This is a genomic window from Brevibacterium sp. XM4083, from assembly GCF_006489205.2.
Classification (GTDB): Bacteria; Actinomycetota; Actinomycetes; order Actinomycetales; family Brevibacteriaceae; genus Brevibacterium.
Genome location: NZ_VFYR02000001.1, coordinates 630,242 through 644,055 on the forward strand (window position 1 = coordinate 630,242; position 13,814 = coordinate 644,055).

The 13,814-nt window shown below is 68.3% G+C and carries 12 protein-coding genes; 8 read left to right on the plus strand and 4 right to left on the minus strand.

Translation table 11 applies throughout. The annotated features are described in order from the left end of the window. Window positions 1-20 precede the first annotated feature (20 nt). Both FJ887_RS02705 and FJ887_RS02710 read right to left on the minus strand, forming a co-directional pair. Window positions 21-836, minus strand: coding sequence for an alpha/beta hydrolase (locus FJ887_RS02705; RefSeq protein ID WP_137826679.1), 816 nt, complete (start codon window positions 834-836; stop codon window positions 21-23). Then, on the minus strand, window positions 829-1,710 hold the full coding sequence (locus FJ887_RS02710; RefSeq protein ID WP_249356890.1) for an SGNH/GDSL hydrolase family protein: 882 nt from the start codon (window positions 1,708-1,710) through the stop codon (window positions 829-831). The genes FJ887_RS02705 and FJ887_RS02710 overlap by 8 nt, the downstream gene beginning before the upstream one ends. A 257-nt stretch (window positions 1,711-1,967) precedes the next feature. Between FJ887_RS02710 and FJ887_RS02715 the strand changes: the two genes are divergently transcribed. Both FJ887_RS02715 and FJ887_RS02720 read left to right on the plus strand, forming a co-directional pair. After that, a complete protein-coding gene (locus FJ887_RS02715) occupies window positions 1,968-3,236 on the plus strand; it encodes an amidohydrolase (protein WP_137826678.1) in 1,269 nt (422 codons plus the stop codon). Continuing rightward, window positions 3,233-5,122 carry a threonine/serine exporter family protein gene (locus FJ887_RS02720; protein ID WP_249356889.1) on the plus strand — a complete coding sequence of 630 codons (1,890 nt, stop codon included), beginning with the start codon at window positions 3,233-3,235 and terminating at the stop codon, window positions 5,120-5,122. Before FJ887_RS02715 ends, FJ887_RS02720 begins: the two co-directional genes overlap by 4 nt. Window positions 5,123-5,302: 180 nt before the next feature. On the opposite strand, the gene FJ887_RS02725 is transcribed toward FJ887_RS02720, so the two are convergent. Beyond that, entirely contained in the window at window positions 5,303-6,004 is a 702-nt protein-coding gene (locus FJ887_RS02725; protein WP_137826677.1) for a uracil-DNA glycosylase, read from the minus strand. A 282-nt stretch (window positions 6,005-6,286) separates the two neighbouring features. Between FJ887_RS02725 and FJ887_RS02730 the strand changes: the two genes are divergently transcribed. The 4 genes from FJ887_RS02730 (at window position 6,287) to FJ887_RS02745 (ending at window position 9,602) form a co-directional block, all read left to right on the plus strand. Continuing rightward, entirely contained in the window at window positions 6,287-7,753 is a 1,467-nt protein-coding gene (locus FJ887_RS02730; RefSeq protein WP_137826676.1) for an aldehyde dehydrogenase family protein, read from the plus strand. A gap of 436 nt (window positions 7,754-8,189) precedes the next feature. Continuing rightward, the gene (locus FJ887_RS02735; protein WP_137826675.1) at window positions 8,190-8,456 is read left to right on the plus strand and encodes a DUF3263 domain-containing protein; all 267 of its coding nucleotides are present in this window, start codon (window positions 8,190-8,192) and stop codon (window positions 8,454-8,456) included. Window positions 8,457-8,459: 3 nt separating this feature from the next. Further along, window positions 8,460-9,119: a LytR C-terminal domain-containing protein gene (locus FJ887_RS02740; protein ID WP_137826674.1), complete on the plus strand. Its 660-nt coding sequence runs from the start codon at window positions 8,460-8,462 to the stop codon at window positions 9,117-9,119. A 279-nt stretch (window positions 9,120-9,398) separates the two neighbouring features. Continuing rightward, on the plus strand, window positions 9,399-9,602 hold the full coding sequence (locus FJ887_RS02745; protein WP_009376446.1) for a cold-shock protein: 204 nt from the start codon (window positions 9,399-9,401) through the stop codon (window positions 9,600-9,602). Window positions 9,603-9,699: 97 nt separating this feature from the next. Here FJ887_RS02745 and FJ887_RS02750 read toward each other — a convergent pair whose 3' ends face one another. Further along, entirely contained in the window at window positions 9,700-11,127 is a 1,428-nt protein-coding gene (locus FJ887_RS02750) for an MFS transporter (protein WP_137826673.1), read from the minus strand. Window positions 11,128-11,295: 168 nt separating this feature from the next. On the opposite strand from FJ887_RS02750, the gene FJ887_RS02755 reads away from it, so the two are divergent. Together FJ887_RS02755 and groL are read left to right on the plus strand one after the other, a co-directional pair. Beyond that, window positions 11,296-11,769, plus strand: coding sequence for a winged helix-turn-helix transcriptional regulator (locus FJ887_RS02755; protein ID WP_137826672.1), 474 nt, complete (start codon window positions 11,296-11,298; stop codon window positions 11,767-11,769). A 309-nt stretch (window positions 11,770-12,078) separates the two neighbouring features. Then, window positions 12,079-13,716: a chaperonin GroEL gene (gene groL / locus FJ887_RS02760; RefSeq protein WP_137826671.1), complete on the plus strand. Its 1,638-nt coding sequence runs from the start codon at window positions 12,079-12,081 to the stop codon at window positions 13,714-13,716. The last annotated feature ends 98 nt before the right edge of the window (window positions 13,717-13,814 follow it).

Below are 13,814 nucleotides of genomic sequence, written 5' to 3' on the forward strand. Positions count from 1 at the left end.
TGGCCGCGGCAGGCGGCGGCTCAGCGGTCGGCGAGGAGGAGTTCGACGACCTGCGGGAAGTACGACGACTCGGGGTCGACGAGGTCCATGTGATCGGCGCCGGGCAGGACCGTCAGCGGCGCCGGATAGTTCTCGGAGAACGACACTGCGACGATTCCGTCGGCGTCACCGTGGATGATGTGCGCGTGGGCGCGGGCCGGAATGAGCACCGCCCGGGAGCGCGGATCCTGCCACAGGTAGGCCGCGAGGTCCTCCTGGGGTGGCGCCCCCATGTAGTCGAGCACCGCGCCGTCGGCGAGCCCGTCGTTGACCTCCCGGAGCAGATCCGAGATCGGCGCGAGCGGACGCAGGCGGATTTCCGGGCCGTCCGCGCCGAGGTGGCTTGCCCAGCTGAGCACGAGGCAGCCGCCCGCCGAATGACCGGCGACGACAGGTCGTTCGCCCGCCGCGGCGGGCACGCCCCACCCCGTGAGAGCGTCCTGGGTGAAGCGAATCGCGGCGGTGACGTCGGTGAGGCAGCGCGGCTGCCCGCCGATGCGCCCGTATTCGACGAGCACGCAGAGCAGCCCGCGCTCGGCCAGGGCCTGCGCCAGCGGTCGGGCGTGGACGAAGTCGATCGAGGGTCGGAAGTACCCGCCGTGGACGAAGATCACCACCGCCGAGGCGGTCGCCGGGTCCCCGTGGACCTCGACGAACTGGTCGGCATCGTCCCCGTAGGCGTGGCGGACGACGTTCGGTGCGCCGCCGAGCGTCTGGCCGAGGGCATCGAGGGCGTCGCTGCGCTCATCCTCGGTGGGCCGGCGTGCCGGTGATCCCGGATTCGTCGATTCAGTCATTCCTGCCCTCACTCACTGCGTCGTCGCTGATGATGCGTTCGACCTCGATGTCCCTGCCCTCGACGTGCTCCTCATCGACGACGATGCGCTTGACGGGGGAGAGATCGGGAACCTTGGGAGAGAGCTTGTCACCGGAGGACTCTCCGCGCAAGCGCCTGCCCACCCAGGGGGCGAGGTGCTCGCGCGCCCACTTCGACTCCTCGACGACGACCTCGCGGATCGCCCGGGTCGTGCGCGGGGGCATTCCGAATCCCGTCGTCGGCAGCGAATGCCCTGACTCGAGCGTCGCGAGCGCCTGCCGGGCGACGAGGTCGTGGCCGGCCGGGGAGAGGTGGATCTTGTCCTCGGCCCACTTGTCCTCGGCGTAGAGCGGACGCAGACCCCAGACATCGACCATATGGCAGCCGTGGCGCTGGGCGATCGTCCACAGGTGCGCGTTGTAGACGCCGACCCGGGGGCGGACCGCGCGGAGCAGCGGCGACATCGTCTCGGTGTCGAAGCCGTTGGCCATGACGACCTCGATGCCCTCCTCGCGCATCGCGATGACGGCGCGTTCGAACTGATTGGCCAGACCGTCGATGTCCGTGCGCGGGCGCAGGCAGTCGTTGCCGCCGGCGCAGAAGCTCACGAGGTCCGGTTTGAGGTCGAGGACCTTCGGCACCTGCTCGTCGATGACGCCCTGGAGCAGGCGACCGCGGATCGCGAAGTTCGCATAGAGGAGTTCGGGCCCGGCGGCGGGCGAATCGACGAGGAGTTCGGCGAGGCGGTCCGTCCAGCCGCGGAAGCGATCGGGAGTGCCGTCGGGGTCGGGGTCCATGAGACCCTCGCTGAAGGAGTCGCCGATCGCGACATAGGACGTGATGGTTTCGAGCATGGGTCACTCCTTCGTTCGGTCGTCCGCTGCGTCCAACCTATACCCATGGCCCGGCCAGGTGTACCGGTGAGTAGCCGAGGAGTCTGAGCGGTGACGACACGGCGCCTGTGCCGCCCCGGCGCGTCGTCTGTGGTCACGGCCCACGCCTCCGCAGAGGTCGCCGCGCGCTCCGGTCGACGGCATGGTCAGGGCGGTGTGCGGACGCCCTCGTGGCGTAGACTCGTCCCGTCGCGAATCACCGCCGTCGAAGGAGCACGATGTATCGTTCGGTCCCCGTTCCCCCTCGCCACGATGTCGCCATCACCGGTGCCCGCATCCTGCCGATCGCGAACGCCGACGGCACCCGGGCCGAACCGATCGAGACCGGCACGATCGTCATCTCCGACGGCGTCATCACCGCCGTCGGCGCCGATGTCGAGGTTCCCGAGGGCGCTGAGGTCATCGAGGCCGCCGGGCGCTGGGTGCTGCCGGGATTCATCGAAGCCCACGGCCACCTCGGCGTGCATGAGGACGGCGAGGGCTGGTCCGGTGACGACACGAACGAGATGACCGACCCCAACGGGGCCGGGCTGCGGGCACTCGACGGCATCGACCCCGCCGACCTCGGTTTCAAGGACGCGCTGCGCGGAGGAGTCACCTCGGCGCTCATCAAACCCGGATCGGGCAACCCGATCGGCGGACGCACCGCCTTCGTCAAGACCTGGGGACGGATCGTCGACGAGATGCTCGTGACCGAGGACCTGTCGGTGAAGTCCGCACTCGGGGAGAACCCGAAGCGGGTCTACGGGGACAAGAAGGTCACCCCGTCGACGCGGATGGGCACCGCGAAGATCATCCGCGACGCCTTCGTCGAGGCGCAGAACTACCAGGCCAAACGTGCCCATGCCGAGGCCGAGGGGACTCCGTTCGAGCGCGACCTCGTCAGCGAGACCCTCGCCGCGGTCCTCGACGGCACCCTCGCGTGGGACCAGCACTGCCACCGCGCCGACGACATCGCCACCGCGATCCGACTGTCCGAGGAGTTCGGGTACCGGCTCGTCATCAACCACGGCACCGAAGGCCACAAGATCGCCGACTACATCGCCGAGAAGGGCATCGACGTCATCCTCGGACCCCTGATGACGAGTCGCTCGAAGGTCGAGCTGCGCGACCGGACGCTCGCCACCGCGGCAGCGCTCGCCGAGGCGGGGGTGCGCATCGCGCTGACGACCGACCACCCGGTCATCCCCATCAACTTCCTCATCCACGAGGCCTCGCTCGCCGTCAAGGAGGGCCTCGGCCCGGTCGTCGCCCTCGAGGCGCTGACGATCAACCCGGCCGCGATCTTCGGCCTCGACGACCGCCTCGGCTCGCTGGCCCCCGGCCGGGACGCCGACCTCGTCGTGTGGTCCGGCGATCCCCTCGACCTCGATTCGCGGGCCGAGCAGGTCTTCGTCGACGGTCGCCGGGTCTACGCATTCGACGCCGACACCGGCACCGCCGAGGTGGCCGACCCCTTCGGCCCGACTCTCATCAGCGAGCCGTGACGCAGAGGCCCCCTGACCGCACCGGGAACGGAGCCGACGAGGCGACTCCGGTCGACGCGAACGAGGCCACGACCGCCGAGGTGTCCGTCGAGGCGACGACGAGCGCCACCGAGGTCACCGCCTACGAGGTCATCGTCGAATCCGCTGCGGCATCGGCGGCGGCGTCGACCGAGGCCGAGGATGCGACGACCGCGGACATCCCCCTCGACCGGAGGCACGGCGCCGAGGTGGTCCGTGACCAGGACCAGGCGACGGGCCCGGTGAAGGACCGGGGTCGGTCCGAGGCCGGTTCCGCTGCGCTGCGCGAACTCCTCGAGCGCACCCGCGCCCAGCGTCTCGCGGAGCTGCAGACCGGTGGCGGACCCGGCCGACCGCGCGGGCCGAAGCCGGCCAAACCGCGCACCGACACGACCCTTGGTGCCTCCCAGCGGGTCGCCCAGCGCGTGGCCCGCCGCACCGTCGGCAGGCTGGTGACCGGCACCTCGGTGAATACGCAGCCGGTGCCGATCATCACCGCCCTCAAGGGCACTCCCTACCAGGCACCCGTGCAGGCGAGCGAACCGAGCGAGGACGAGGCGCGGATGATCCTCGACCTCGCCGCCGACATCGCTGCGATCATGATGCGGGCCGGCGCCGGCACGAACGACATCGAGGTCTCCGTCATCGCCGCGTGCACGGCCTGCGGACTCGCGACCGCGGAGATCGACCTCACCTCGAACACCCTCGTCGTCCACTACTCGACCTCCGACGGACGCCTGATGACGGTGATGCGGGTCAACCGTGGGGAGTCGACGCACTACGCGAAGCTCGCCTCGGTCCACAAGCTCGTCTCCGACCTCGTCGACGGCCGCATCGGGTTCATGGAGGCCCGCAGCCGCCTCGACGCGATCCGCTCCCAGCGTCGGCCGTTCAAGGAATGGTTCGTCACCGGGGCGTGGGGGATGATGGTCGGCAGCCTCGTCCTCCTCCTCGGCGGGGGGCCGATCGCGATCGTCCTCGGCATCGCGATGGCGATCTTCATCTTCGAGCTCGGCAAGGTCATCGGCCGCACCAGTCTGCCCGGGTTCTTCATCACCGCACTGCAGGCGGCGATCGGCACCCTCGTGGCGATGGCGGCCGGGAACTTCGGGCTCATCGACTCCCCGCAGTACCTCGTCGCCGCCGCGATCGTCCTCCTCCTGCCCACTCAGGCCCTCTACTCCGCGGTCCAGGATGCGCTGACGAACTTCCCGCTCACCGCGGCCGGGAGGCTCGTCGGGGTGTTCATCTCCTTCGCCGGCATCGTCTCGGGTCTGGCGTTCGGGGTCGTGTGCGGGCAGGCCCTGGGCATGCAGCCGATCGAGATCCTCGTACCCCGCTCCGGGGTCCACGTCGTCGCCGTCATCGTCTCCCTCGGTGCCGCCGCCATCGTTGCGATGGCCGGTGCCGTGGGCATGCAGGCGTCCCGCCGGTTCATCCTGCCCGCCGCATTCGTCGGTCTCGCCGCGTTCATCACGATGACCTCGCTGTCGCTGCTCGGCATCGACAACGTGCTCGCGAGCCTGCTGTCGGCGACCGTCGCCGGGTTCCTCGCCCGGCCGCTCGCGCTGCGGCTCGGGGCGCCGGCGATCGTGTTGACGATTCCCGCGATCTACACCCTGCTCCAGGGGCTCTCGATCTTCACCGCCGTCTACCGCATCGTTGCAGAGACCGAGACGACTTCGTTCGCCGTCGGCCTCTCAGCGCTGTTCACCGCGATCCTCGCCAACGCCGCCCTCGCCGTCGGCGCTGTCCTCGGCAGCTACCTCGCCCGGCCCCTCAAGGGCCGCAAGGCGGAGAAGGTCGCCGATTCGGTGCGCGCCGGGGACACGCCGGCCGGCCCGGACACCGGTCCCGCGCAGGGCTGAGCGGGTCGGCTCTCAAGCGCGCGGGAGAAGTGCTCGCCCCGGGCGGGCCGACGTCACGCTTCGCCCGCGGTGAACCGTCACGCCTGTGTGGGCATTCGACGCCGCGTCACGCCTGCGCGGGCAGTCTCCACGTCGCGCCTGCGACGCCGCGTCACGCCTGCGCGGGCGTTCGATGCGACGTCACGCCTGTGCCGGCAGTCGCCAATCGATGGGATCGAGGCCCTTCTGCGCGAGCAGGTCGTTCGTCCGCGAGAACGGCCGGGATCCGAAGAACCCGCGCGAGGCCGACAGCGGTGAGGGGTGCGCGGATTCGATGATCGCCACCTCGGCGGTGCCGGAGGTGAGCAGGGGAGCGAGGTTCCGGGCGTCACGACCCCAGAGGATCGCCACGAGCGGCTGGTCGCGAGCCACCAGCGCCCGGATCGCGCGCTCGGTGATCGCCTCCCAGCCCCTTCCGCGGTGAGAGGCCGGTTGACCGGGGCTGACGGTGAGGACGCGGTTGAGGAGCATGACGCCCTGCTGCGACCAGGCGCGCAGATCGCCGTGGGCGGCCGGAGTCACGCCGAGGTCGTCGGCGAGCTCCTTGTAGATGTTCGTCAGGGACCGCGGCAGAGGTCTGACCTCGGGATCGACGGAGAACGAGAGCCCGATGGGATGGCCGGGAGTCGGGTAGGGGTCCTGCCCGACGATGAGGACCTTGACCGCGGACAGCGGTTCGCTGAACGCCCGGAACACCGCGTCGCCGGCGGGCAGGTACGAGCGGCCGGCGGCGATCTCGGCGCGGAGGAAGTCGCCCATCGCGTGGATCTCGGCCTCGGAATCGGCGAGGGCGTCGGCCCAGTCGGGGGACATGATCGTGCTCAGCTGCGCTGTCGAGGTCATGTCCGCGAGTCTAGCGAGGACCGCCTCGGCGCCGGCAATCCCACCGCACCGTCCCCGGACACGATGCTCCCACCGGGCAGACCAGCTGTGCACGTCGCGCAGATCGGCTGTGCCCACCGGGCAGATCGACTGCGCCCACCGGGCGGACCTGCTGTGCCTCTCGCGCAGATCGGCTGTGCGTGATCGCGCACACCCCAGCCGTTCAGCTCGAGAGGTGTCAGAGCTATGCTCGAGACAGCGAGTTCATCGAAGAACCCCTGACTGGCGAGAGGACAGCGAAGTATGTCGGAATTCCCCGAGGCCAAGGCCTGGAAGATGCTCATCGGCGGAGAATGGGTCGACGCCCTCGACGGGGGGACGCACGACGTCATCACCCCCATCGACCGCAACGTCGTCATCGCCACGGTGCCCGAGGGCAAGGAAGCCGACGCCGACCGCGCCGTCAAGGCCGCGCGCGCCGCGTTCCCCGCCTGGGCGGGCCTGCCGTTCAAGGAGCGTCAGAAGCTGCTCATCAAGTGCGCCGACGCCCTTGAGGCCGGGTCGGAGGAGCTCGCCGAGCTCACCGCACTCGACACCGGCAACGCGATCCGCACCCAGGCGCGCCCCGAGACCGTCATCCTCGCCGATCTCTTCCGCTACATGGGCGGGGTCGCCGGAGAGGTCAAGGGCACGACCCTGCCCGCCGGCGACAAGCAGTTCCAGTACACGAAGCGCGTGCCCCTCGGCGTCGTCGCCGGCATCCTGCCGTGGAACTCGCCGCTGATGATCGCGGCGTTCAAGACCCCGGCCGCGCTCGCCGCCGGCAATACGATCGTCCTCAAGTCCGCCGAAGACGCGCCCCTGACGATCCTCAAGATGGCCGAACTCCTCGACGGGATCCTCCCGCCCGGTGTCCTCAACGTCGTCACCGGCAAGGGCTCGGTCATCGGCGAGGCCCTCAACGTCCACCCCGACGTCGACAAGCTCTCGTTCACCGGGTCGACGGGCGTCGGTCGCCACGTCGCCGAGGTGGCCGGCCAGCGCCTCGCGCATTCGTCGATGGAGCTCGGCGGCAAGAGCCCGAACATCATCTTCCCCGACTCCGACGACGAGGACACCGTCGAGCAGGTCCTCCTCTCGACGCGCTTCGCCCGCCAGGGACAGTCGTGCACGATGGGCTCGCGCCTCTTCCTCCACGAGGACATCTACGATTCGTTCCTCGAGAAGCTCGTCGCCGCGGTGGCGAAGATGAAGGTCGGGGATCCGCGGGACGAGGAGACCGACATCGGCGCGATCATCAACGAGAAGCAGTACGACCAGGTGCAGAGCTACATCGACATCGGCAAGGGCATGGACGGCGTCGAGGTCGCCTACGACGGTCACGGCGAGCTCAACGTCGGCGAGCCCGGCTTCTACCATGCGCCGGTGATCTTCTCGAAGGCGCAGAACGACTGGCAGACGAGTCAGGAGGAGATCTTCGGACCCGTCCTCTCCGTCATCCCGTGGAAGACCGTCGACGAGGTCATCTCGATGGCCAACACGAACGAATACGGTCTCGCCGCCTACGTCTTCACGAAGGACCTCGATTCGGCGTTGACGATGGCCGACCGGATCGAGTCCGGCTGGATCCAGGTCAACCAGGGCGGCGGACAGCTGGCCGGGCAGTCCTACGGCGGCATGAAGAACTCGGGCTTCGGTCGTGAGGCCTCGCTCGAGGGCATGCTCGAGGGCTTCACGCAGATCAAGCAGGTCAACATCCGGATCCGCTGAGCGAGTCGGGCTCTCGTCCGGCTGCTCCGGTCCGGCTGTTCCGGCTCGGCTGTTCCGGTTCGGCTGCTCCAGTGATCCACGGAGGGCAGGGGAGTGATCCCCTGCCCTCCGTGGCGTCCGGGCGTGCGGGCCGGTCGTGTCCGCGTGTTCAGCCGTGCCTGTGCGTGCGGTCGTGCCATCCCCGCGCCGAGGCGGTCGCGCGATGTGATGTCCATGACCCTTTCGCGCTCGCCTCGGTGTTGGTCGGGGGCGCCCAGCGGACAGGGCACCTGGCTCTGGGATCGCGCATGAGCGCTGGTCGCGCGGTGCCCGCGGCGGTGATCGGGACGAGCGGCGGGCCCGCCGGGGCGCGGATGCGGGCGTGCCGAGAATGACAGCCGTGTCATTCTCCCGATAGCATAAGCTCAAAGAAAACTCGTGAAGGAGCAGACTCCCTATGCCGCAGAACGATGGCGCCTCTGAACTGAGTGAGCTCGAGGTGTCCGTTTTGGAGTTCGAGCGGCGCTGGTGGAAGTACGGGGGAGCGAAGGACCACGCGATCCGCGAGCGCTTCGACATGTCCGCCACGAGCTACTTCCAGATTCTCAACTCCCTGCTCGACAATCCTGCGGCCCTCGCAAGCGACCCCATGCTGGTCAAGCGCCTGCGACGCATCCGCACCACGCGCCAGAGCGAACGCGCTCAGGCTCGCGTCTCGAGGTGACACATGGCTGACGACTACGACGACATCGAACCCGGCCGCCGCTCCGGCGCCCACCGCCAGGAGGCGGCCGCCTCGTCGAACGTCGGGGCGATCGTGCTCGTCATCGTTCTCGCGCTCGTCGCCGTGCTCCTCGTCGTCGCGGCCATCAACATCATCACCTCCTCGATGCGCAATCCCGAGTCGAACGTCGCCGAACCCGCGCCGGAGACGTCTGCCCCGGCGACTCCGACGCCCTCGGAGAGCGAAGTCAGCGTCGCCGACTCCTCGCTCACCGTCGATGTCCTCAACGGCTCCGGGGTCTCCGGCGCGGCCAAGGACTTCTCGACTGCCGTGGAGGAGGAAGGCTGGACGGTCGGCCAGGTCGGCAACTACTCGACCAGTCGCAGCGACTCCGTCGTCTACTACAGCGACGACGCGAACGAGGCGCAGGCGAAGCTCGTCGCCGACGCCCTCGGCATCGAAGCCACCGAGAGATCGAGTGACTTCACCGCTGACCTCACCGTGCTCATCTGCTCGGACATCGCCCAGCGCGGTCCCGCCTCGAGCGGCGGCGAATCCGCCGGCACTGAGGAATCGGGAGCCCAGGGCGGTGGCACGACGGGTTCCGACGGCGCTGGGACGACCGCTGGCGATTCGACGGACGGCAGCCTCGGCGAGGGCTGAGCTCTGCACGACTGACCAGGGTGAACGCCGCTGGAATTCAAATGTAACGAATTGATAACAGTGTTGAGCGAACCTGAGACGCGCACCACGCTGGGGTAGAGTTTTACCAGCTAGGCAAGCACTGCACCTTGTGTTCTGATCGTGCTTCACCGAGATCAATCTCCAGAGGTCAATGAGAGAAATCGCGGGGTCTGTTGAGGTTTACTAGCGTTCGCTCTTCGCCACTGAGCTGTGGGGTCGGGCGAATTTCAAATGACACTGCATTTTTTTGGAGAAGCAATGGCACAAGGCACCGTCAAGTGGTTCAACGCCGAAAAGGGCTACGGATTCATCACGCTCGAAGGCGATGGCCAGGACGTGTTCGTTCACTGGAGCGCCATTCAGATGGACGGCTACCGCTCGCTCGAAGAGGGCCAGCAGGTTGAGTTCGAGGTCGGAGAAGGTCAGAAGGGTCCCCAGGCGGAATCCGTCACCCTCCTCTGAGTCTGATATCGCCCGTGTGATACCGGACGAGACACAGCCCCGCGATCTGTGCTGATCGCGGGGCTGAGGTTTTCGCTGCCACGGGCGACTGGGGCGGTCACCTAGTGGTGCCGCAACGCGGTCGGGTGGTTCCGCGCCGCCCGGCAGTTCTGTGTCGCCGGTCAGTTCTGCGCGAGCGCGGTGTCTCCCGGCGCCCGATCGCGAGGAATCCCGCGGCGAGAGTGAGTGCGGCAGCCGCGGTGAGGGCGAGGGCGAATCCGTCCGGACCGCCGATGAGCGCGATCGTCGCGAACACTGCGACCCCAATCCCGCTGCCGAGGGCGAACACGATCTCCTGGATCGCCCCCACCTGACCGGCGGACGACCTCGGCGAGGAGTCGAAGAGCGTTGTCGTCGTTAGGGTTCCGATGAACCCGAAGCCGAGCCCGACGAGGACGAGGGGAATGAGGCTTGCCGTCGGTGTGATACCGAGCGCCGAGAGGCCGACCGCCTGAACCACGAGTGCGATGACGATCGCGGCAGGTCTGCCGGTCCGCAGGGTGACCCACGGCGCCAGCAGGCCACCGGCTGTGGTCGCCACCGCCTGGGGCACGAGTGCCATCCCGGCTGCCGCCGGTGAGAGGTCCGACTCGCTCTGCAGGTGGATGCTGAGCAGATAGATCGACGCGGCGGCCGTCGCCGCAGACGCGAACAGCTGGACCGCTGCCGACGAGAACCGGCGCTGGGTGAAGAGACCGACCGCGATGAGCGGAGCCTCGATCCGGCGCTGTCGGATGACGAAGAGGACGAGAGCGCCGAGTCCGGCGGCAAGCCAGAGGCTCCCGATGAGCGGGTTGACGGCGCTGAGCTTGATCCCGGCGACGACCGCACCGACCCCGGCGCTCGAGGTCACGATGCTCAGCCCATCGAAGCGCACCCTCGCCTCTGACCGCGTCTCGACCAGGCATGTTGCGGCGAGGCCGGCCGCGGCCAGCGCCAACGGCGCGGAGGAGGCGAGGACGGATCGCCATCCCCACAGCTCCGTGAGCAGTCCGCCGAGCAGCGGCCCCAGCGAGTTGCCGAGGCCGAAGACGGCCATCCACAGTCCGTTCGCGACGACGAGGCGACGCCCGGTGAACAGCGCCCCGATCGTCGAGACGACGCTGGCGATGATGAATGCCCCGGCAATACCCATGAGCGCCCGGCTGCCGATGAGGACGACCGAGACGGGGCTGAGCGCGGCGAGGGTGGCGGCGGCCGCATAGCCGATCGTGCCGAGGATGAACATCCTGCGGCGCCCGAAGCGATCTCCGCACCGGGCTGCGACGACGATCGTCACGGCGGTCGCGAGGGGGTAGGCATCGACGACCCACGCACGCATCGGCTCGGCGAGGGCGAGATTCGCGGCGATGGCGGGCAGTGCGGTGTTGATCATGCTCACTCCCAGCGCTCCGCAGAGGATTCCCGTGAGCAGAGGGGCCATCGTCGGCCAGAGGCCGGGAACGGGTGCAGGTGCGCCGGAGCCTGTCGGAGGGTGAGTGGTCATGAGTCCACTGTGGGTCCGCGCTACGATGGGCACAAGTATGCACAATCTCGGCCCCTACTGACACAAGTGGTACTGACTTCCCTGTGGTGACCTCGAAGTGGGGCCGAAGACGTCAGAGAAGCGCAGCGGCTCCGGTGAGTTCGGGAGAGCACGGTGAGGAGGACGGATATGCCCCGGAAGCGCGTCGACGGCGTCATCGCCTCGTGGTCGCACAACTGTGCGGCGGAGGTGACGGTGGCGGTACTCGGCGGGGCGTGGAAGCCGGTCGTCCTCAGCGTGCTCGGGCGGCACGAGGTCATGCGCTTCGGCGAGCTCCGGCGGGCCGCGGGCGAGCCGACGCCGCGCGTGCTCACCCGACAGCTGCGAGAACTCGAAGAGGACGGGCTCATCTCCCGGACCGTCTACGCCGAGGTGCCGCCGCGCGTCGAATACCGCCTGACGGCCCGCGGCAGGAATGTGCAGCCGCTGCTCGATGCCATGGCGGAGTGGGGGCGCGACTACGCTGCCGACGTCGAACGCGAGTCGGCAGACGATGACACCGGTGTCGGCGGAGACCGCCGAGACTTCGGCGACGACGCCCCTGCCCATGCCGGACGCGGCCGCGGCGACGCCGGCGCGGGGGACCGCGACCTCGGCGAATGAACCGGCGACGAATCCGCCCCAGCCGCTGACTGCTGAGTCGGCCGTTCGCGCTGAGCCGAACACCTCGGCGATGCCCGGAAACGCGCCTGACGAAACGCCCGGAATCACGGGCGTCGGCAGGATTTCGTTTGCACTCTCCCCCTGAGAGTGCTAAATCTAGTACTGGTGAAAGCCACGGGATTTCATCAGTCGTCTCGAGAGCGTGGTCCCTGTGTGGAATGGAACATGCGGACACACTCTCTGCCGTCGCGGGCGCTGACGACTGCTCTGCGATTCCAGTCCACTCCATCAGGGAGGATCTAGGCCACTATGGCAAAGATGATTGCATTCGACGAAGAAGCTCGTCGGGGACTCGAAGCTGGTCTCAACCAGCTGGCGGACGCGGTCAAGGTGACTCTTGGACCCCGCGGTCGCAACGTCGTGCTCGAAAAGCAGTGGGGCGCACCCACCATCACCAACGATGGCGTGTCCATTGCCAAGGAGATCGAGCTCGAGGATCCCTACGAGAAGATCGGCGCTGAGCTCGTCAAGGAAGTCGCCAAGAAGACCGACGACGTCGCCGGCGACGGCACCACCACCGCCACCGTTCTCGCTCAGGCACTCGTCCGCGAGGGTCTGCGCAACGTGGCTGCCGGTGCTGACCCGCTCAGCCTCAAGCGCGGCATCGAGAAGGCCGTCGCGGCCGTGACCGATGTCCTGCTCGACAACGCCATCGAGATCGAGACGAAGGAGCAGATCGCTGCGACCGCTGGCATCTCCGCCGGTGATCCCGCGATCGGTGAGCTCATCGCCGAGGCGATCGACAAGGTCGGCAAGGAAGGCGTCGTCACCGTCGAGGAGTCCAACACCTTCGGACTCGAACTCGAACTGACCGAGGGCATGCGCTTCGACAAGGGCTACATCTCCGGTTACTTCGTCACCGACACCGACCGTCAGGAAGCTGTCCTTGAGGATCCCTACATCCTCATCGTCAACTCGAAGATCTCCAACGTCAAGGACCTGCTGCCCGTCCTCGAGAAGGTGCAGCAGACCAACAAGCCGCTGCTGATCATCGCCGAGGACGTCGAGGGCGAAGCCCTGGCCGTGCTCGTGCTCAACAAGATCCGCGGCACCTTCAAGTCCGTCGCCGTCAAGGCTCCGGGCTTCGGTGACCGTCGCAAGGCGCAGCTCGCCGACATCGCCATCCTCACCGGTGGCCAGGTCGTCTCCGAGGAAGTCGGGCTCAAGCTCGACAACGTCACCCTCGACCTGCTCGGCACCGCACGCAAGGTCGTCGTCACCAAGGACGAGACGACCATCATCGAAGGCGCCGGTGACGCCGACGAGATCGCCGGCCGCGTGGCCCAGATCCGTGCGGAGATCGAGAACTCGGATTCCGACTACGACCGTGAGAAGCTGCAGGAGCGCCTGGCCAAGCTGGCCGGCGGTGTTGCCGTCATCAAGGCCGGAGCCGCGACCGAGGTCGAGCTCAAGGAGACCAAGCACCGCATCGAAGACGCCGTGCGCAATGCGAAGGCCGCCGTGGAAGAGGGAATCGTCGCCGGTGGCGGCGTCGCTCTCATCCAGGCCGGCAAGCAGGCGTTCGACGACCTCTCGCTCACCGGCGACGAGGCGACGGGTGCGAACATCGTCAAGGTCGGCATCGAGGCGCCGCTCAAGCAGATCGCCACGAACGCCGGACTCGAAGCCGGAGTCGTCGCCGACAAGGTCGCGAACCTCGAACCGGGCTGGGGCCTCAACGCCGCCACCGGTGAGTACGAGGACCTGCTCGCGGCCGGCATCAACGACCCGGTCAAGGTGACCCGCTCGGCTCTGCAGAACGCAGCGTCGATCGCCGGTCTGTTCCTCACCACCGAGTCGGTCGTCGCCGACAAGCCCGAGAAGGCCGCACCGGGTGCTGACGCAGCCGCTGCCGGCATGGAGGGCATGGGCGGAATGGGCTTCTGACCCACGTCCGCCAGGCACTGACGGAGCCGTGCCATCACCCGCAGGGGTGGTGGCACGGCTCCTGTCATTCCTGCACTCGGTTGAGGCTCAGGCGGTTC

Bases quoted from the DNA above. Each gene is read 5' to 3' on its own strand.
- FJ887_RS02715 (WP_137826678.1), top strand. From the start codon at position 1,968: ATGTATCGTTCGGTCCCCGTTCCCCCTCGCCACGATGTCGCCATCACC.
- FJ887_RS02730 (WP_137826676.1), top strand. From the start codon at position 6,287: ATGTCGGAATTCCCCGAGGCCAAGGCCTGGAAGATGCTCATCGGCGGA.
- FJ887_RS02705 (WP_137826679.1), bottom strand. From the start codon at position 836: ATGACTGAATCGACGAATCCGGGATCACCGGCACGCCGGCCCACCGAG.
- FJ887_RS02725 (WP_137826677.1), bottom strand. From the start codon at position 6,004: ATGACCTCGACAGCGCAGCTGAGCACGATCATGTCCCCCGACTGGGCC.
- FJ887_RS02735 (WP_137826675.1), top strand. From the start codon at position 8,190: ATGCCGCAGAACGATGGCGCCTCTGAACTGAGTGAGCTCGAGGTGTCC.
- FJ887_RS02745 (WP_009376446.1), top strand. From the start codon at position 9,399: ATGGCACAAGGCACCGTCAAGTGGTTCAACGCCGAAAAGGGCTACGGA.
- FJ887_RS02755 (WP_137826672.1), top strand. From the start codon at position 11,296: ATGCCCCGGAAGCGCGTCGACGGCGTCATCGCCTCGTGGTCGCACAAC.
- FJ887_RS02750 (WP_137826673.1), bottom strand. From the start codon at position 11,127: ATGACCACTCACCCTCCGACAGGCTCCGGCGCACCTGCACCCGTTCCC.
- groL (WP_137826671.1), top strand. From the start codon at position 12,079: ATGGCAAAGATGATTGCATTCGACGAAGAAGCTCGTCGGGGACTCGAA.
- FJ887_RS02710 (WP_249356890.1), bottom strand. From the start codon at position 1,710: ATGCTCGAAACCATCACGTCCTATGTCGCGATCGGCGACTCCTTCAGC.
- FJ887_RS02740 (WP_137826674.1), top strand. From the start codon at position 8,460: ATGGCTGACGACTACGACGACATCGAACCCGGCCGCCGCTCCGGCGCC.